14 protein-coding genes are annotated in these 19,942 nt (G+C 52.3%); 1 reads left to right on the top strand and 13 read right to left on the bottom strand.

Translation table 11 applies throughout. From position 1 onward, the window contains the following. The first annotated feature begins 7 nt into the window (after positions 1-7). The gene (locus tag STSP2_RS09810) at positions 8-487 is read left to right on the top strand and encodes a LysM peptidoglycan-binding domain-containing protein (protein WP_205847858.1); all 480 of its coding nucleotides are present in this window, start codon (positions 8-10) and stop codon (positions 485-487) included. Here the strand turns inward: STSP2_RS09810 and pgl are convergent. The 13 genes from pgl to STSP2_RS09745 form a co-directional block, all read right to left on the bottom strand. Beyond that, positions 481-1,245, bottom strand: coding sequence for a 6-phosphogluconolactonase (pgl, locus tag STSP2_RS09805; RefSeq protein WP_146662215.1), 765 nt, complete (start codon positions 1,243-1,245; stop codon positions 481-483). The genes STSP2_RS09810 and pgl overlap by 7 nt on opposite strands. 165 nt (positions 1,246-1,410) lie before the next feature. Then, positions 1,411-1,827, bottom strand: a complete 417-nt coding sequence (gene ruvX, locus STSP2_RS09800) for a Holliday junction resolvase RuvX (RefSeq protein ID WP_146662213.1) — start codon at positions 1,825-1,827, stop codon at positions 1,411-1,413. A 9-nt stretch (positions 1,828-1,836) separates the two neighbouring features. After that, complete coding sequence (locus STSP2_RS09795) at positions 1,837-2,925, bottom strand: mannose-1-phosphate guanylyltransferase (RefSeq protein ID WP_146662211.1); 1,089 nt, start codon at positions 2,923-2,925, stop codon at positions 1,837-1,839. 68 nt (positions 2,926-2,993) lie between these two features. After that, the gene (locus STSP2_RS09790; protein WP_146662209.1) at positions 2,994-4,406 is read right to left on the bottom strand and encodes a glucose-6-phosphate isomerase; all 1,413 of its coding nucleotides are present in this window, start codon (positions 4,404-4,406) and stop codon (positions 2,994-2,996) included. Between the two features lie 157 nt (positions 4,407-4,563). Next, positions 4,564-6,621 (bottom strand): alpha-L-fucosidase, encoded by a 2,058-nt coding sequence (locus STSP2_RS09785; protein WP_146662207.1) that lies wholly within the window; start codon positions 6,619-6,621, stop codon positions 4,564-4,566. Between the two features lie 54 nt (positions 6,622-6,675). Further along, positions 6,676-8,838: an ATP-dependent helicase gene (locus STSP2_RS09780; protein WP_146662205.1), complete on the bottom strand. Its 2,163-nt coding sequence runs from the start codon at positions 8,836-8,838 to the stop codon at positions 6,676-6,678. A gap of 168 nt (positions 8,839-9,006) precedes the next feature. Further along, positions 9,007-10,761, bottom strand: coding sequence for a hypothetical protein (locus STSP2_RS09775; RefSeq protein ID WP_146662203.1), 1,755 nt, complete (start codon positions 10,759-10,761; stop codon positions 9,007-9,009). A gap of 12 nt (positions 10,762-10,773) precedes the next feature. Further along, positions 10,774-12,144, bottom strand: a complete 1,371-nt coding sequence (locus tag STSP2_RS09770; protein ID WP_146662201.1) for an ABC transporter permease — start codon at positions 12,142-12,144, stop codon at positions 10,774-10,776. Further along, positions 12,137-13,420 carry an ABC transporter ATP-binding protein gene (locus tag STSP2_RS09765; protein WP_146662199.1) on the bottom strand — a complete coding sequence of 428 codons (1,284 nt, stop codon included), beginning with the start codon at positions 13,418-13,420 and terminating at the stop codon, positions 12,137-12,139. Before STSP2_RS09765 ends, STSP2_RS09770 begins: the two co-directional genes overlap by 8 nt. 59 nt (positions 13,421-13,479) lie before the next feature. Then, positions 13,480-15,438, bottom strand: coding sequence for a heavy metal translocating P-type ATPase (locus tag STSP2_RS09760; protein WP_146662197.1), 1,959 nt, complete (start codon positions 15,436-15,438; stop codon positions 13,480-13,482). 65 nt (positions 15,439-15,503) lie between these two features. Beyond that, positions 15,504-16,772, bottom strand: coding sequence for an SPFH domain-containing protein (locus STSP2_RS09755; RefSeq protein WP_146662195.1), 1,269 nt, complete (start codon positions 16,770-16,772; stop codon positions 15,504-15,506). A 61-nt stretch (positions 16,773-16,833) separates the two neighbouring features. Beyond that, the gene (gene hflC / locus STSP2_RS09750; RefSeq protein ID WP_146662193.1) at positions 16,834-17,772 is read right to left on the bottom strand and encodes a protease modulator HflC; all 939 of its coding nucleotides are present in this window, start codon (positions 17,770-17,772) and stop codon (positions 16,834-16,836) included. Positions 17,773-17,833: 61 nt separating this feature from the next. Continuing rightward, entirely contained in the window at positions 17,834-19,894 is a 2,061-nt protein-coding gene (locus tag STSP2_RS09745; protein ID WP_146662191.1) for an SPFH domain-containing protein, read from the bottom strand. Positions 19,895-19,942 lie beyond the last annotated feature (48 nt).

Here is a 19,942-nt window from a genome sequence, read left to right as displayed (position 1 = left end):
CCCTTTTTTGATTATCATGCCACGTGATCTGAAAATCGGCATACTCATAGGATTTCTGTTCGCCACTGCGGCTACTGTCACAGTATCCATGTGGCCGACCGAGGACCTTGCAAGCCGTCAGAAGCGGGCATTCGAAAAGAATCAAAGCAACAACGAGATCACTATAGATCACAGCACCTATGAGATGCCTGCCGACGTGGACGATAAAGAGTCACAGGAAAACTCGCTGAAATGGGGTCTGAGTGAAGATCACCCTGCAGTCGCTGAGGACGACCTCTTTGATTCGCTCGATACGACAAAGCGGAATTCAGAATCCGCCAACCCAAAGAATGAAAAAGTGCATGTCGTCACCAAAGGCGAAACGCTATCTTCTATTGCCCGCGACTACTACGGCAATCAGTCCAAATGGAAGCTCATCCAGGAATCCAACGACATCGATGATCCCAAAGCCGTTCGACCCGGCATGGAGCTGGTGATACCTCAGTAATCCTCAAGGTATTGAGCCGCCTCTTGATCCACCAGCCAGGTCACCTTTTCCAGAATAGGCCAGAGTGTATGCACCGGATAGCGTACCTCATCCGGCTCACTCGTAAGCACATCTCGCAATGTTTCCGCCTTCCCCCGGCCGGATATCATTATGAGAATATGCTCAGCTTTGCGGATCACAGGATAAGTCAGCGTAATGCGATTGATGTTTTCCCCCATGAAATATACCGGGCTGACTATATCCTCGGTATCAAAAAGCACCACAGAATTGGGATAAAGCGACCCTATGTGGCCGTCTGCACCCATTCCCAATACCAGTAAGTCGAACTGCGGCTTCTCACCCGCTGCAAGATCAAACACGCTCTTTATCTGGTCTTCGTACTGATCGACAGCTTTGGAGTACTCGGTCTCTTCACCGCTTATACGGTGTATATTTTGCTCCGGTATACCGACCTTATCCAAAAACGTGCTCGCAGCCAACCCGTAATTGCTATCTTCAGAATCGGGAGAAACAAAACGCTCATCGACCCAGAACAGATGCACACTGTCCCATTTAACAGAATTCGCCTGCTCGCTGCTTCCCAGAAGCTCGAAAAAACGAACAGGTGTGTGCCCCCCGGATAACGCGACTGTAAAAACCCCCTTTTCCTGGATCGCCCGACTTGCATCCTCACAAAAGACATCCAGTGCCCTTTCAGCAAGCCGATCTGCATTATCAACGCGGTCGAGATTCAGTTTGGCGTGTCTGGTCTTTTCCATTGTTACACCTCTCTCAACTCAACAATTCCCGCTCTGCGTCTACTCTTTTATTATTACGCAAAAGCTCGCCAACCGCCAGCTTAAAATGCATAGACGTATTGATTTGTTTAAAACTCCACAAGAAAGGCATAAAATGAGCAAATGAAGCAAAGCTGCTTGTAGCCTCTAATCTTCCGGCATTTCTCGCCGTTTCTGCAGAAATGACTCGAGAATACCCGCCGCTGCCACAGCATCCAGATGTTTTTTCTTCTTTTTCCGGGTAAGATGCCCTGCCAGCTTGTTCTCCGCCTCGAAACTGCTAAGTCTTTCATCGTGAAAAAAGACCGGAAGATCAGTAACCTGCGAAAGTTTTTCGGTGAAATGACGCACTCTAGCGGCACGATCGCCCTCAGTGCCGTCCATATTGAGAGGAAGCCCCATCACGAAACCCTGAGCCTGCTCCTCCTTAGCAATTTTCGCAATTCGATTCGCAAGCCCGCCCTGGCCTTCAAGGACCGTAAGTGGAAATGCCATAGTCTCCTTCTCATCACAGACCGCCAGCCCGGTCCGTTTTTCCCCGAAATCTACTGCCAGAAACCGCATTGAAAATCCCTAAAGGTATTTCTCTCCACCATGCTGTTTGACGACTTCGAGCAGTTCCTTAAGCCGATGCGCCTCATCCATCGGACACACCAGGGTAGCATCCGGACTATGAGCCACAACCATATTTTCCAGGCCGATAACAGCGATAAGATGGTCCTCATCCTCCGTCACGAGAATATTATTCTTGCTGTCTATCAGTTCGCTCTGCCCGGCAACGACGATATTATTGTTCTCATCAGAACTGATGATATCCGCCAAAGCTGAGAAAGACCCCATATCACGCCAGCTGCAGTTGAGCCGAATAGCCTTCACATTTTCAGCCTGCTCCATAACACCATAATCGATGCTGATCTTGGGCATCTTTATGAACCACTCTTTGAGTACATCTTCCTGCCGGGGCCCGTCCCACGCCGCAAAAATCCGTTTCAGCGGCTCCTTGGAAGCAGGCAGATATTTCTCGATATTCTTTAAGATCGTCTTCGCCTGCCAAATGAACATCCCGCTGTTCCAGAGATACTCGCCCGAGCTCAGATATTCACGGCTCGTTGCGATGTCGGGCTTTTCACTAAAACTGTCCACGTCAAATATTTCATTCGTGCAGGATTCGCATTTATGCGGCTCACCGACCTTGATATAACCAAGCTGAGTACTCGGAAAGGTCGGCTGGATGCCGAAAGTGATCATTGCATCAGGATTCTTTTTGACGTATTCAAGCCCATCACTGAGAGCCTGCTGAAAAACGTCGGTAGGTTCTATAAGTTGATCGGCAGTGACCACGGCCATCCTGGCATTCGGATCATATTTGCTCAGGACCGTCGCAGCAAATCCGATCGCGCCGGCGGTATCGCGCACAGCCGGCTCAGCCAGTACGTTCCCATACGGCAGATCCGGCAAATTCTCCCGCACGATATCCGCATACCCGGCATTGGTCAGCACAAGGATATTCCGCGGATCGAAAAGAGGTATCAGCCTGTCGTAACATCGACGGAGCAGCGTATTGCCCTCGATAAGCTTCAGAACCTGCTTCGGACGCGACTTACGGCTCAACGGCCACAACCGCTTCCCAGTACCTCCTGCCATTATTACAGCGTAATCCATTGCATGGACCTCTTCAACAGAATGTGAGCATTACGCCGGGCGAAATCATGTCATCCCGGAAATTGTCATCATATCAGAAAACTGTCATCGATCTCGGCAACAGGGCTGATATCCTTCGCCATATCCGTAAAGCCTTCACGACCCATCAAAGCGAAAGTTGCCTCTTTGCCCAGCTCAACTGCCGGCTGATCGTAAGCATCGATACCAAAAAGCAGACCAGCAAGCGACGTGGTCACTTCAAACAGATAAATAAACTCACCAACCGCATGAGCATCGATCTTGTCAAACATTACCGTCATACACGGACGCTTATCCTTGAGCAAAGCATACTCAGTCGCAATCTTCTCACTGTTGAGCAGCTTGGACATTTTCGCCCCGCCCAGATAACCCAGCTCCGGAGCACAGTCCGGATTACCGCCGATAGTTATATCGTTTTCAAACTCGTTAACCTGCAGGAATGTGAACAGTTTGTCGTTAGGCCCCTCACGGTATAGCTGAACCTGGCTGTGCTGGTCAGTCGTCCCCAGAGCCTTAACCGGTGTCGGACCCACGAATATATCATGCCCCCGCAGATCCTTGCTCTTACCCAGACTCTCGGCCCAAAGCTGTCTGTACCAGTCAGACATGTCCTTGAGATTATACGAATAAGGCATCATAACCGATATCCGCTTGCCGCAATTGTAATAGTTCCAGTTAACTGCCGCATTTATCGCTGCTGGATTCTTGAAGAAATCTTCGGTCTTGACCCTCTCGTCCATCGAGCGTGCCCCTTCGAGCAGTTCATCGATATCGATTCCGCACACAGCCGCACTCAGCAGACCAACCGGACTCAGCACGCTCCACCTGCCGCCAACACCATCCGGCACCTCAAGGCTCTTAAAGCCAGCGTCATCGGTGATCGTCCGCATCGTACCCTGTTTCGAATCAGTCGTAGCAACAACCTGCTCACGATAGCCCTTTTCACCGAGCTTTTCCAGCAGTACATTGCGTATGGTCAAAAATTGTGCAGCAGTCTCAGCCGTTCGGCCGGATTTGCTGATCACGTTGAATACCGTCTTATCGAGCTTATCGTCGACCCAGTTCAGAAAACTCGCCAGTTGGGCGGGATCAACATTGTCAAACACGAAAAGACGCGGACGCCCTGCTCGCTGCTTCTCGTCCAGGTTATACATATATGGATTCAACGCGGTCTGCAACGCTATGTTTCCAAGAGCGGACCCGCCAATACCGAGTACGACGAAATTCTCGTACTTGCCTTCCAGCTCCCCCGCGATCTCCTTGACCTGACGCGGATAATCTTCATTGTAAGGCAGGTCCCTGTATGCGACCTGACCGGACTCGCGCATCTGATTGAGTTCAGAAATGACCGGCTTGGTCTGGTTGGCGAGCTCCTGAAACTGCTCCGCATTGATACCGTGTTTGCGTCCGATGATATCCGCAGTCACATTCTTATAGTATAACTGAACTCTGGGTTTTCCCACGAGCAAACTCCTTTTGTTAGACCTGTGTTAGCAATTGTCATCCGCCTTCAGGCGATCCGTCCGAACATTTCAGTGTATTACCAGCCCGCAATTTGGCAAGTATTTTCTGGCAGATTTTGTCCTCAGCGATACGAACCGAATTCTCGCCAAGTAAATTTTAATGGAACAACCGATCGCCGGACACCTTATCAGCCTTCTTGCCGGCCGAACCACTTCGCAGCTCTAGTTCGGCCCCTCCCAATCCGTTGAAATATTCAACTCTGACCCTCTGCAGGCCCTTCTCAAGAGCTATGCTGCCGTGTTTGGCCTCTCTGGAGTGCAAACCGTCGTTGTCTACAACCTCCCGGCCCGCAACGGTCAGTCTGCTGCCGTCGTCACTGATAAGTTCGAAATCATACACATCAGTCGCTGGCACGGATATGTATCCTTCAAAAATCATTGCGAATTCTTCCTGACGCTTTCTCCTCTCGAGGTCTACCTGAGTTGTAACCCCAAACCCAGTCGTATTGTCCCTGTCAATATCCGACAAAGTTTTAACCTCGCCGTCATACTCGTAATACTTGTATTCAAGGCCAGGTCGAGCTTGTTCCAGCTTAACGGCCTCTGCGGGCTTGACCTTCTCGAATTCTTTTTCCACCTGCTCGCAAACGAGGTGGTCACCATAGAAGGATGCCGCCTTGACAGTTATTGAAGTGCTTATTGCAAAAGGCTCCACATACAACTTGCTTTGGGATGTGACATCGCTGCCGTCAAGCGTGTATCTGATCTGCAGTCCCGGCTCGCTGCTCAGCTTCAGAGTAAGATCGTCAATGAACATTTCCGAAACCGACTCGATCCGCGGAGGATGGAATGTTACGGGCTTTTGTTCGGCATATTCAAGCACTACCACTGTATCCACAGAATTAACTGCCGACTCCACTTCCGCCAAGTCAATGCTTATACCTTTACCGGCTTTCCTGGCAGTAAGCTTCGCATCACGGTCCGCCAGCAGGTATGCCTCGTCCGGCAGGTTGCCCAGCTCAGGAATCGACAGGCTCGAACCCGACGGCCAATCGAATACATGCAGGTAAACCAGTGTCGTTCCGTCCCCGGTCATCCTCGTAGTGCATCTGCCCCACCTGGTCGAATCCGTTGATCTGAAGATGCTGCCCTTCGTACCATAGATCGATCGACCATTGATCTCCAGCCATTCACCTATTTCCCGCAGCCTGTCCGCACTTTGCGGCGGTATAACGCCTTCACCCGTCGGCCCTACATTAAGCAGATAGTTCCCGCCTTTTGACGCAATATCCACCAGGTTTCGGATCAACGCCTTCGCGTCTTTCCAGTCCCTGGCGCCCTTGTTATATCCCCAGGAGCTTGTAATCGTCATGCACGTTTCCCAGGGCCTGTCAGAAGCACCGCGTGGGATCCTCTGCTCGGGAGTATCGTAATCCATCGGCAGACCTATGCGATCATTGATTATAATATCAGGCTGCAGCTCGTAGGCCATGTCACAAATCTCCCACGCCCGGTGCTGACGTGGCCCATGATCCCATCCCCCGTCAAACCACAGAACCGCTATGTCTCCATAGTTCGTCAAAAGCTCGCGCAATTGCGCCTTCATATAGCTAATATATCGATCATAATCCGCATCATCCGTTGAACGCTTGTCAACGGCCCGGCGGGGCAGATAGTCAGGATGATGCCAGTCAAGCACAGAATGATACCACCCCAGCTTCATATCATGACGCCGACATGCCTCGGCCAGTTCTTTCATAATATCACGCTTAAACGGCGTCGCCTGCACATCATAATCGCTCGCTTTAGAATCCCACAGCGCAAAGCCCTCGTGATGCTTTGTGGTAATCACGATATACTTCATGCCCGCCTGTTTTGCAAGCAGCACCCACTCATCAGCGTCGAAATCAGTTGGATTGAACCGATCGGTCAGCTTCTCCCACTGCGCAGTCGGTATACCCTGAGGCAGCCATTCACTGTAACCGCCGTACTGCTGACCGTTCCACTCACCTGCGGGCACAGAGTAAAGGCCGAAATGAATGAACATGCCGAAACGAGCATCACGCCACCATTCCATCCGTTCAGCTCTGTTGGATCGGACCTCAGCAAGATTGGGCCAGCCACTGCTTTCAGACGGCTCCACAGCAAACGCATTCGAAACACTGAACAGGACCACCAGAACGACGAACGTATGCAACCAATACAATTTCCTCATACCTTGCTCCTCAAAAAGTGCCGCATCGTTATGAACTTGCTGTTTTGTATGAAATCAGCCGCTCAGCTTGGTCAGGTTCGCATATTTGAGCATCAACGTCTTCACCTGCCCCGACTGAAAGCGAACCACAATAATACTGTTGTCACCCATGTCCTGAAATTCTTTCACCCGCCCCGTTCCGAATTTCCTGTGCTCCACCAGCTCACCCGTTCTGAACGGAGCTTCCTTCTTCTCGATCTTGGAACCGAACCCCGAAGGAGCCACCTGCGAGAATTCCGTGTCATAGGTATAGCTCTCGAACTGCTCTTCCTTGGGTGTATAGCCTATCTCGTACAGGAATTTCGAAGGAGTGGTCCTCAAATGCTGTCCCCGCATCGTCCGGTAGCGGGCATGGCTTATATGCAGAACCTTCCTGGCCCGCGTAATACCCACGAAGAAAAGACGCCTCTCTTCTTCAAGTTCCTCTTCACCGCCAACCAGGCTGCGTTCGTGAGGCAGCAAACCCTCTTCAAGCCCTATGATAAACACGTTGTCGAACTCCAGCCCCTTGGCTGCGTGCAGCGTCATCAATGACACACGCCCCGCCTCTGCATCGTAAGCATCGGTATCGCTGTAAAGTGCTATCGACTGAAGATAATCGATAAGAGACGGCTCCTCGGTCATCTCATCATAACGTGAGGCGGAATTGATAAGCTCATCGATGTTCTCGATCGCGCTTTCTTCATCCTCACCGCCGGCTCGCAGACTGTCCAGCAAACCGCTCTCGTCAAAAACACGCTCCATCAAAGGCGCGACCGGCCCATCCGCATCGGCCCGCCACTTTTCGATCATCGCAGCAAAGGCCTTCACCTTGGTCTGCGTCCGAGGCGTGATAGTATCGATCGCATCCGCCTGATTCATCGCGTTGAACATCGTGATGCCGTACTGGCTCGCATAATGCTGAACCCGCGAAAGCGTCATCTTGCCGATACCACGTGAATGCGTACCTACCGCCCTCAGCAACGCCATGTCATCAGAAGGATTCGCGATCACCTTCATATAGCTCAGCATATCGCGGATCTCTTTGCGGGCATAAAACTCCACACCCCTGACAACCTGGTACGGTATCTGCTGACGAACGAACGCTTCTTCAACCGTTCGGCTCATAGAATTGACACGATAGAACACAGCTATCTCGTTGGGGTCCGCCCCCTCCTCGATAAGAGCCTGGATCTTACCCGCAACTTCAACGGATTCTTCAAGACCGTCGCCGTAACATTCAATCTCCGCATCCGCACCCCGGTCATGCGTCGCAACCAGCCGTTTCTCCTTACGCTGGGTATTGTTCGCAATGAGAACGTCCGCCATCTCCAGAATGTTTGGCGTGCTGCGGAAGTTCTCTTCGAGCTTGACCACTACCGCATCGGGCCAGTCCTTCTCGAACATCAGAATGTTCTGAATGTCGGCCCCGCGCCACTTATAGATGGACTGATCCGGATCACCCGTAACGCAGATATTGCGGTGCTCCAGCGCAAGCCCCTTCGCGATCTGATACTGTGCGTGGTTGGTATCCTGGTACTCGTCAACCAGCAGATACTGATAGCGATTGCCCAGCGCCTGCCGAATATCAGGATTGTCGCGAAGCAGAAATGCGGTATTGATCAGCAGATCGTCAAAATCCAGCGCATTGTTCTTTTTCAGCAGCTTCTGATACTGCTCATACACCCTCCCAGCAGTCTTGAGGTAAAACTCGTCCGCTCGTTCCAGTATCTGCTCGGGCGTTTCGAGATCGTTCTTAAAATTGGAGATCGCAGAGAGAACCTTCGCAGGAGTGAATGTTTTGCTGTCTATGTTGCTGTTCTTGATCGCTTCTTTAACGCACCGCCGCTGATCGTCGGTATCGTAAATGCTGAAGTTATTGCTGATACCTGCCGCATCAGCGTACATTCTAAGCAGACGAACACACAGCGAGTGGAACGTGCTGGTATGCACACCCTCACCCCCGCCCCCTGCCGCGAGACGCTCTCGCATTTCCTCAGCGGCTTTATTGGTAAATGTTATCGCACAGATATTCCACGGCCGTACACCCGCATCGATAAGTGCAGCGATCCGGCTTGTGATCACGCGAGTCTTGCCGCTGCCAGGCCCCGCAATTACCAGCAACGGGCCGTCCTTGTGAAATACCGCTCTTCTCTGAGATTCCGTTAATTGATCGGTAGTGAAAGCTTGTCGGGTCATTCATGCAATCCATTCAAAAACCTGTGAAACATTCAGCCGTTACGAATCCGTGAACGGCATCTTCGTGGACTGCACATTAGAAATGAACGGGCCGATAATGTCAAAGGCTTCTTGCGAACAAGTAAAATTTCGCAAAAACTGCTGCCGCTAAGCCAAAAAGCGCGGCAGCTAACTAGCAGCGCCGGCCTCCTCCTGCTGCTGAAGCTCCTTGATGAAGTCCTCATGCTGATCACTCAGCTTTTCAAACAGTTCCGGCCGCTCCAGTTTCACGCGATTCAGCAAACTCTCACGCATATACTCCGGATACCCGGGATCATTGAGGAAATCCAGAAACGCCAGATAACGTATCTTCTCGAACGGCGGAAGCGTTACCCGATCCACTTCCTCAGTATGGAATTCTTTCGCGAATATGCCGTAAATATCTTTCGCCCACTTTTCGTTCTTGTAAGCTTCGTCATCATCACCGACCGCGTATCGGAAATACGCCTCACGCAGCGACCCCATGAGCATCTCATGTATGTCCTTGATACTGTAGCTCTTGACTGTCTCGACGAGCTGTTTCCTGACGAAAATATCCAGCGGCTGACGATGCTCTTCCCGCGGATAAAGCCTGTTCAGCTCACGATGGATCTTCAATGCCTTCGCCTTGTGTCCCATATGATAGAAGGAAACTACAGCGTTCACCAAAAAGTTCTTATGTCCCGTATCGAGACCGCGAGGCTTACCCTCGAGCTCTTCGTACTTCAGTATCTTTTCCTGCCAGACACGATTACACGTGTCAAACATCCTCATATCCGGCCGCGTAAAAATACTCGCAGGCCCCTCCGGAACGGAATACATGAATATCTTGCCGTTACGGAAAAGATTCTGCAGACTGTGAAATACAATACGGTCCGTATTCTTTTCATCTATCGAAAGCTCACCAGGAGTACCTGCCTTTTCAAGCCCAAGCTCCGCCCAGTAGATCGCGTGCGCATCCGGGTGCTCCCAGTTCAGACTCAGCCGCTCACCGTCTTCCGACCCGATCTCCACCGGCCCATATTTTTCGTTAAGCCGATCCATTCTCGCCGGGTCCATCTTCCACTCGTTCCTCAGCGTATATGCATTCACGAAAACATCAAACTTCGCCAATGCCTCACTATCATCGTAATCCTCCAGCACAAGAGCCGCATCTTCAGTGAATCTCGAAGGCATTTCCCGCAGCGTACGATAGTTGTCTACAAGCTTTTCGACGTCCGCAAACGCCGGGTCAGCCTTCCGAAGGAACTCAACAAACTGAGCGACCTCCTCATCTTTAAGAATGCTTTCGACATCCTCCGGCGCAGCAGCCAGCATCGCAAAATAATCTCGCGACATATCCCCAAGCAAAGGCCTCATCGCCAGCGCCAGCTCGCGTTTGTAATGCTTGTTACAGTCATCAGCTATGCCGCCTATCTTATGCTGAAAGATCCACGCAAGCTGCCTGTACAGCGATATCTCTTCCGGATTGTAATCTATCCCTTTATCTCTCAGCAGCTCGTAACCGTTGCGAACCCACTTCCAGCGTTCCTCCCACTCACTCGCCGGACACGCCACCGAAATATTGTATGCCATGTTCCACGCCTGAAACTCCCACACCGATGCGAAACGCGGCTGCAGCGTCGTTATCCACTCCGCCAACTGCTTCGCATCAAAAAACTGGCCCTCTTCCTTCAACTTGTCCGCCCGCATCCACAAAATGTCAACGACAAGCCCGCGGAACGCACCCATCGCAACCGTGGTAAACGCCAGCGAAGGAGGCGCATTCTCCAGCGCCTCGTTGCTCACAAGATTCATCTCTTCGCGAGCATTATTTATATTGTCCAGCCTGGTCGATGCGCCAAACAGCAAAGCCGCACCCACGAGCAGACATGAAAACCAGATTAATCTATCACGCCATCGCATATATTCACGCTCTTAAACAATAACCTTAGCGACTTCTCGAAGTCTGAAGAAAACTATGCCCAGCAGGGTCAATATGCCCGCCTTGATAATAACAGTGTAGAACATCGCCTGACTCAGCACCGACATGCTGATAGCCTCCGCACCGATCATGTACTCCGTCGGGTTGAACCTGCCGTCGAATTGAGGCAGCAGCCACAGAAACCCCTTGAAAATACTGTAATACACTGCCGTTATGTCATGGCTCAATGTTGTAAACGAATCCAGCATGAATCCGTTGAATGTCCCAATGAAGAAAACTGCTACCGACACAAGTACACCCACCGGAAACGACAGCCACGTAGAAACGAATACGCCTAAGGCCGCAAGGAATGTTAACTTGGTCATTATCATCAATACAGCCCTAACGAAGTTCCCTTCAAACGTCCCCGACTCATACAGAAGCTTGACATCCTTCGGAATGACCGTTGTGTTGTTCTGGTAAGTATTCACGAATCTCGCAGCGACATAGCCGTCTGCCGCGATCGCATCTGCAGGCACCTGTATCTCCTGCACTGTCCGGATTACATCGGCCGGGTCCAGACGGTAGATCGGCGTTTCCCATTCCCCCACATCAGCCTCGGTTTCCTGCCGCAGATCGCCAACAAACCAGGTTCCATAAACCTTACTGTCCGGCGGATTGACCGCTACATTGTATTTGTATTCAATCGAAAAATGCTCATCATCGCCGAGCAGTTTCACATCTTCGAATTCCCACTCTCGTGATTTGCCAACAGCAACCGCATTACGCCTTATACGTTCCTGATTGAAAAGCTCGTTCAAGGCCTCTTGCTCGCCCATGCCCTCAGGTATCTGCCCCTGACGCTTGAGCCGCTGATACCGTTCCCGCACTTCCTTCACCACGTCCTGCAGATCGATCGGATCCTCCACTGATGCACGCGCGGTGAAAAATTCCCGCTGCGCCTGGGCCATCTCGGTCTCATCCGCATCCGCCAGCTTTGGCATGAACATCGTCAACCCGTAAATGATCGCCGCAAACACAGCCAGCAGAAACGCGTCAAGTATAACAATGCCCAGCAGCTTGCCGCATACTATCTGGAACCGATGCACGGGCTTGGAAAGTATCAGGTATATCTGCTTGTATTTCAGATCGCTCGTCAGCGTATATGTCGCAACGATGATCGTAAGGATCGACAGAAGCATACCGGTCAGACTCAGCCCGTAACTGATGAACGTCTGCAGCTTACCCTTCAGCGTCCCGTCACCTGTAACGATCATGCCCATCAAAGGCAGTATGATCAGCAGGCCCACTATCACCAACAGAGCAACCTTCATGCGCAATATCTGCGAAATGGTATTCCTTGCGACCGCCCAGACTTTACGCATCGCTTGAGCCCCCCTGCTCGTCCTTCTTAGGCTTGTCCGTAGCACCGTCACCACGATCCATCAGGCCCCGCAGCAGATCGTCCTTAATATCCTCTGTCGATTCCGGCTTGACCTCTTCGGGCTTCGATTTGCTGACTTTTTCTGTCTCGGCCTGCTCAGATTTGCCCCCGGTCAGATCCTTGAGGATAGCATCTTTCTGTGCCGGCTTGTCACTCTTATCCTTTTCACGCGACACCTGTTCGGTCTCGCTGCCCGCCGAAGTCGTCTCTGCCTCAGACTGCTGTTTGGGCTGATCGGGCTTTTTGGAACCAACCAGGCCATCCAGAACAGACTCCTTCTCCTCTTCTGTCTTTTCTTCTTCGGTCAAAAAGCCTGTAGCACTTTCAGAATTGACCGCACCACTGGTCGGCTGCTTGGCCTTCTGAGCCTCTGCAACCGTCCTCACGAAGAATTCTTCCAGCTTGTCCATGGGCTTTTCAATCTCGCACTCACCCTGGTCCTGCTGAACGATTTCCCTTATCCTGCTCATAGCATTTTCGCTGAGCTGGCCGGTCTTGATCTGCACCTCATCGCGGTGCTGCAGCAGAGAATTGACCTCACCTTCGACATGCATCTTCCCGCCGTACATGATTCCGATACGGTCACAAACATCTTCAACATCCGCCAGCAGATGGCTGCAAAGCAGTATCGTCTTGCCCCGCTGGGCGAGTTTCATTATCAGATCCTTCATCTGACGCGTACCGATCGGGTCCATACCGCTGGTTGGCTCATCGAGAATCAGCAGATCGGGATCATTTATAAGCGCCTGCGCAAGCCCTATACGCCTTGCCATACCCTTCGAAAACGTACCGACCGGTCGGTTTGCCATACCCGCAAGACCCACCATCTCCAGCAGCGACTCGATTCGCGACTTTCGCACACTCCTCGGCAGACCAAATATCTTGCCGTAAAATTCGAGCGTCTCTTTCGCGCTGAGATACTTGTAAAGATATGACTCTTCCGGCAGATAACCAACCCGCGAGCTGATATTGGTATCCCGGCTGCTTCCGCCAAGCAGAAACGCCATGCCCTTTGAGGGATGCAGCAGCGACAAAAGCATCTTCAGAGTCGTGGTCTTACCCGAACCGTTCGGACCGAGCAGGCCGTAAACCTCGTTATGCTTGATCTGCAGATTCAGGTCATCAACCGCGATAACCTTCGCCCTTCCCCACCAGTCCGGGAAGATCTTCGTCAGCGACACTGTCTCAACTGCGTATTGACCATTCTTATCAGACACGCAACACCTCAAATATGAAAATCAAAAAAACCGCAAGCTAAAATCGACTGCCGCAATCACTACGCAGCCTTGTGGATTTCGTTCGTCTCTTCTATATGTGCATCCAGATGCTCACCGTACCTGACCAGCCGTGCACTGTTGAAGATGACGACCAGTGAACCTACAAAGTGAAGCACTGCCGCCAGTACTACATGCAGCAGACCCGCCGCCGAGGCACTTACACCGAGAATGATGAAGATAATGCCGAACAGCAGGTTCTGATTGATCACCGTACGAGTCTTACGCGACAACTGTACCAGGAACGGCAGCCTCCGCAGATCGTCACTCATCAGCGCGATCGAAGCCGAATTGATCGCAACGTCACTGCCCGCAGCACCCATCGCGATACCCAGATCACCTGCCGCAAGAGCCGGTGCATCGTTAATACCGTCACCAACTACCGCTACCGTATGACCGTCCTTGCGGACACGTTCCACAACCGCCAGCTTATCCTGCGGCAGACAATGCGCCTTGTAGTCCGTGCACCCGAGCTCAGCAGATACGCGGTTGGCAACCTCTTTGCGGTCACCAGTAAGCATCGTGATCCGTTTGAGACCCGTGCTGAACAGTTCTTCCACTGCCTTCTGTGCTTCCGGACGAGCCTTATCCTGCATACCTATCCAGCCAATGCACTGACCGTTGCGGGCCACATACAGCGTACTGAAGCCCTGCTCCTCGTGCATCATCGGATCGGGCAGACCGCTGATATCTATAGCTTCGTCCTTCAGGAACGTATCACGACCGACTATTACGTTCGCCTCACCAACCTTGGCCTGCACACCCTTACCGAGCACTTCCTTGAAGTCCTCCGGCCCATCGAGCTTGATATTCGCCTCTTTTGCCAGCTTGAGCAGCGCCCTTGCAGCCGGGTGCTTACTGAGCTGTTCCGCACTGGCAGCCAATTCGAGCAGTTCCGATGGCTCAACACCATCTGCAGGCTCCAGACGCGTCACGAAAAGCTGACCCGTCGTCAGCGTACCCGTCTTATCGAAAATAATAGCTGTAATATTGCCCGCGATCTCCAGGATCGAAACGTTCTTGATCAGAATACCCAGACGTGCCGCGGAACTCAGCGCCGCCACCATCGCGGTAGGCGTCGCCAGTATCAACGCACACGGACAACTGATAACCAGTGCCGCGATCGAACGGTTCATGTCCTTCGTGAAGAACCAGATAATACCCGCGATCATCAGAATGGTCGGAATGTACCACTTGACGTTCTTGTCGATGATACGCATGATCGGGTTCTGCGTCTTCTCCGCAGCCATGATCAGTTCCTGCACCTTACCAAGCGTCGTATCCTTGCCCGCCTTGGTAACGGTAATATCCAGAGCACCGGTCAAATTCGTCGTACCTGCAAACACACCCATGCCCGGCACCTTATCCACAGGCAGCGACTCACCCGTGATCGTCGCTTCGTTCAGCGAGCTGATGCCCTTTTTGATCTCACCGTCAACCGGCACATTGTCACCAGGACGCACACGCACAATGTCGCCCGGCTTTAGCTTGCTAACTTTTACCTCTTCTTCCGAACCGTCCTCTTTGACGCGATTCGCAACGGTAGGAGTAAGCTTGATCAGCGATTCGATCGCCGCACGGGCACCCAGAGCCGTCCTCGTTTCCATCAGCTCACCAAGCAGCATGATAAACGCCACCGCACCGGCCTCGACGTACTCGCCCATCGCGAAAGCCGCCACGATCGCAAGCGCCGCAAGCTCGTCCATATGCATATGCCCGTGCAGCATACATTTCAAGGCATGCCATACTACCGGCAGCCCCAGCAGGATCGCACCGATCATCGCACAGAGGTCAGCGACCGCACTGTCCTGACCGTAAAACAATGGAGCGATCACGGCATTGAGCAAAAGAATTCCACCAGCAAGCGTGCCGAATAATGCGACACTGACACCAAATTGTGTGCTGTGCTGGTGCTCGTGAGTCAGTTCGTGCTCTTTGATTCCTATGTGTTTATGCGCCATCTTTTTCCGTTCTCTTTTGAAAACTGTATTTGAAACAGGGCTTGAACCGCCCGCTCATTTCCACGTTACCTGCCTTGCCCCTGCTCATCATCATTGTTGCGGACTCTCGCCGGGTCCCGATTTATGAGAATACGCAACTGCCTGTCCGTGCCCTCTTTGCCGGGCTGAACGATGATCTTCTCCTGAGCGTTATCGAGCACTTCCTCAACGGCATCCTGATAGATCCGCTGCAGTACCAGCTCGGGACGTTTCCTGTACTCAGGAAGCAACTGAGTTAGATAGTTTGCGTTGGCCTTTGCGGCCTCGACGATATTCGTCTTGTGCGCCCTTGCATCCGCAATAACTTCCTGGCTCTTACCAGCCAACTGCGTTAGAAGCTCCGCCCGTTGTTCGCCGTCGAGCTCATCTCCCTGCAAATCCGCAAGGATCGTCTCTGCACCGGCCCCGCCCGTCTCGCTCAGAATACGCCTTGCATAACCGCGAGCCTGGCTGATCATAGCATCGCTTTCCTGCTTAGCCTGATTCGATCGCTGGAACGCCTGATCCACCTGCCTCGGCCACGTGATCTGACCCGCCACACGAAGGCTCTCCACGTCAATACCCGTGTCGATGTCATTCAGCTTCTCCTGCAGCAGCATCGCCGCATCCTCGGAAATACTGCTCTTACTCACGATAGCATCATCAATGGTATACTGCAGCAGTGTCGCCGTGATCGCGTCCATCGTAAGCGCTTCGAGCATCGGCTCGATACTGTCCTGCATGACCGCAAGAACATCCTGCCCCGGCTTTGCCTCAGCAACATAGACGTTCCTGAAAAACTTCTCAGGATAATCAATAGTGTACGTCAGCATCCATTTCGAGTGCACGATGTTATAATCGCCGCCGGTCGACCCAACCACGTTCTCGTTCCGCGTAAGACAGTATCCATCTTCCAGCGGATTGAGCGTCGGACCCGGCCTTCGCTTGTTACCGGTCAGCTTTTCACGTTCAGTCTCATTGTACCACAGCTTGTCTATCTCGAGCGTCTGGCTCTTCGTCACCGGCAGAACAACGATCTCATCGATAGGCTCCGGAAACGCCCAGTGAAGCCCCGGCTCGAGTATATCACCCGTGACCGCACCGAAACGAAGTCTTATCGCCCGCTCGTTCTGCTCAACGCTGAACACACCCGAAGCGATAAACGCAACGATCACAAACGCCATGATCACCTTGAGAACCACGAACGTCTTCGCCAGCGCATTCTTCAACGATTCCATACCCGGATCGTTCTCTACCGGACGCGCCTCTTCAGCCTCGATCTGGGCCTCATTCTGTTTAATATCTTTGTCACTCATATAAAAGCTCTCAGCTTATTCCGTTTGCATTTCCCAGCTATTCTTCAACAGACACAGTTCTCTAGCTGCTCTGTCCGTCTGCAGCCACAGCATCCTCGCTCTGCTCTTCCGCCTCGGGCAGGTCGAGCTCAGGCAGACCCTTGAGCAGCTTCAGCGGATCACTGTCGGCACCAAGAACGATCGTGGATTTCTGCTTCAGGATCTTCTTCAGCGCTTCCAGATCACGTAAAAACATAGCAAGCTGCGGGTCCTCTTCGAGCATCTTATAATACTTCGCCGCTTCCGCATCACCGCGACCCTTGATCGCCTTAGCTTCCGCTTCCACGATCGCCAGAAGCTCGGTCCGCTTCGATTCAGCATCAGCACGGATCTTGCCCGCCGCAGCTTCACCGTCAGCGATGATCTTGGCAATGCGCCTCTCACGATCCGCACGAATACGGTCAAAGACCTTCTGCGTAACCGACTCAGGCACACCCAGCCGCTTGATGCCGGCCTTCGTAATGTCTATACCGTAATCAGTCTCTGCCTGATCGAGCCTTGCAAGCATTTCCTGCTCGATCTCGTTGAACTTGATCTTCTCGGGATCCGAGTTCACGAATTCACTGAACGAATACTGACCGACTACCTTATTCTGCGCATCGCGAACCAGGCTCTCAAGCTGCGTCTCAGCTTCCCTTTCGTTCTCGACGGACTCAAGAAATTTCTGCGGATCGCTGATCCTCCAGACAACATAACTCGTCACAAGGATCGGCTCGCCGTTCCTCGTATTCGTCTGCTCCAGGTCCAGCTCAAAGAAATGGTTCCGGCTGTCAAACCTGTGCACCTTATTGATCGGCACCGGCCATTTCATATACCAGTCCGGCTCGGAGATCGTACGCACAGGCTCACCAAAACGGGTAACGACCACGGTCTCTGTCTCACGTACCTGAAAACTGAACCAGTAAAGACCCAGCACACCCACGATCAAAAATACCAGAACGATAATCCAAAGATTCTTCATTTTATGAAATTCCTAATGTATATCACCACAAACTATGTTTACCAGCTTACTTTACCAGCCGTTACTGATCTTCCGCTAACATCTCATCAACCGACATATCCATCAGCCCCGGTGTCAGCGCTTCCTTGAGATCCAGCACAAACACCTCCGAGTCCTGTTGATCTGCCGCAATCACATACTTCCTTATCTTCTGCAGGGCTTCCTCAAGCACTATAAGCCTCTGCAGCTTCCTGTAGATCTCCGGCGAAGCCTGATAAGCCTTTAGCTGTCCCTCGAACCTCGTACCAGTCGCCTCAGCAAGCGTCGCCTTCTCAAACGCATAGCTCTTCGCCTCTCTGAGCTTCTTGAATATCTCACCTTCCGATGTCAGGAACAGTTCCTTCAGCTTCTCACCATACTCCAGCACAGCCTCCCGGTCGTCCTCTTCTTTAGCCACAGCGTATTTACGTGCAAAGTCATACAGCTCTTCCGCCTCGGCGATCGAACCGGCCAGACTGGTCAGGGCCCTGTTGCGCCCTGCCTGCGCCAACAGAATATTCGTCTGCTGATCCTGAACCGCGCCCACCTCCGCCTCATAATCCTTCGCAAGCTCAGGCGGCGGATGAACGCCCTGCAGCCCGACAAACACGATCTCAACACCGAGCTCAGCCTCATTCGCCGCTTTTTGTATCGCATCCGTGAGATACGAAACAGCACCTGAACGACCCGCACCAAGCAGACTCTCCCGATCACCTTCCACAGAAGAAACATCGGTTTCGATCGTCGACTGAGCCGCATACTTCACTACTTCACGGTAGCAGATGGCCTCAAGCGTCTTCTTAGCATCCTTATGATTGTACATGAATGATTTCAGATCATTAACCCGGTACTGAATAGGCACCGCGGCCCGCACCAGCCCGATCGGCGGCGCGCCGTCATCTCCTTCATTCCCGCTGCCGCCGTACTGCTGAGCAGCCGTGAGAAGATTGAACTCTTCCTCATAATGCTCCATCCCCCACAGCAGCGGCTTAGGCCCTGCATCATCGTCCAGCGGAACGAACCCGACACTGATCTGCTGAATTTTGGAAGTGGGATGAACGTATGCCTGATCAAAAGGCCACGGCAGCTTCAAAGTCATACCAGGCCCGACAAGCCGACCGCCGTTCTCGAAAGACCCGAAATGCTCGATGATCGCCTGCTCACCAGGATTCACTATCACAATGCTGCTCAACGCATAAAGAGTGAGCACAAAGAACAGGAACAGAGGAATGATCGCCTTCTCCAGCAGACGATAGAACCATGTCTGCGAAACCTTAAACCCGAATTGATAGTCCAGTGCACTCGTAAACGTATGCAGAAAACCGCCAGGCTCATTAAAGATCGCCAGCAGCCGGCTGTCAAAAGACATCCCCAGCACTTCGCCCTTGCGCCTCGGACGGTAAAAATCAAGAACACTCGCTATCGCCGTCTCAACACCAAGCACAATGATCAGAACCGGGATAACCCAGCCGAAAACAAATACAGGTCCGATAATGCGGAAATTCGCAAAACCGAAACAAACCGCCAGACCAAACGCCAGAACCGCCGTCGCGAGAAAACTGCTCCCGCCCGCACGGATAGGACGCCATTCGTTCTCCACGCTCATCCCGGTCGCAAAACGCGAGATCAAAAAGCTCAAAAACGCAACCAGCGCCATAAAGACTGCCGCAAGCTGCGGATTGATCAGATCGATGTCCTGCTGAGCAGGCACATTCGTCGCCAGATATATCCCTATACCAATATGATACAGTGCGATCACAACCGAAAATGCGGGCAAAAACCATTTCTCCAGCACAGCGAGCCGCTTCTGGTGTACAGCCATCAGCTCGACCCTGCCGCTGCCCCCCTGGAATATGGTCCCCGAATCCGAATCCGCTTCCATCTGAGCCATGTCCAGCTTTTCCTGCTCAGCCAGGCTCCGCTGATGGAACAGAATGATCAGCACAAGCCAGATCAGACCTCCTCCGAGTATCTGCCAGCTCAAAGCATGCGCCGCGAACGATTGATTTATCGCACCGACCAGGATCGAAGTGACGAAGAAGACCACGCTGAGTACCAGACCAGCGATCGATACATGTTCTGCCCGTTTGGACGATACCTTCATATCTCAATTCCCAACTACTGTGAACAATCTTTTGCGAAAAGCTGTAAC

Source organism: Anaerohalosphaera lusitana (assembly GCF_002007645.1).
In the GTDB taxonomy this organism is placed as follows: Bacteria; Planctomycetota; Phycisphaerae; order Sedimentisphaerales; family Anaerohalosphaeraceae; genus Anaerohalosphaera; species Anaerohalosphaera lusitana.
The sequence above is the reverse complement of the archived record's forward strand: the minus strand, read 5'-3'. Positions and strand labels throughout refer to the sequence as shown.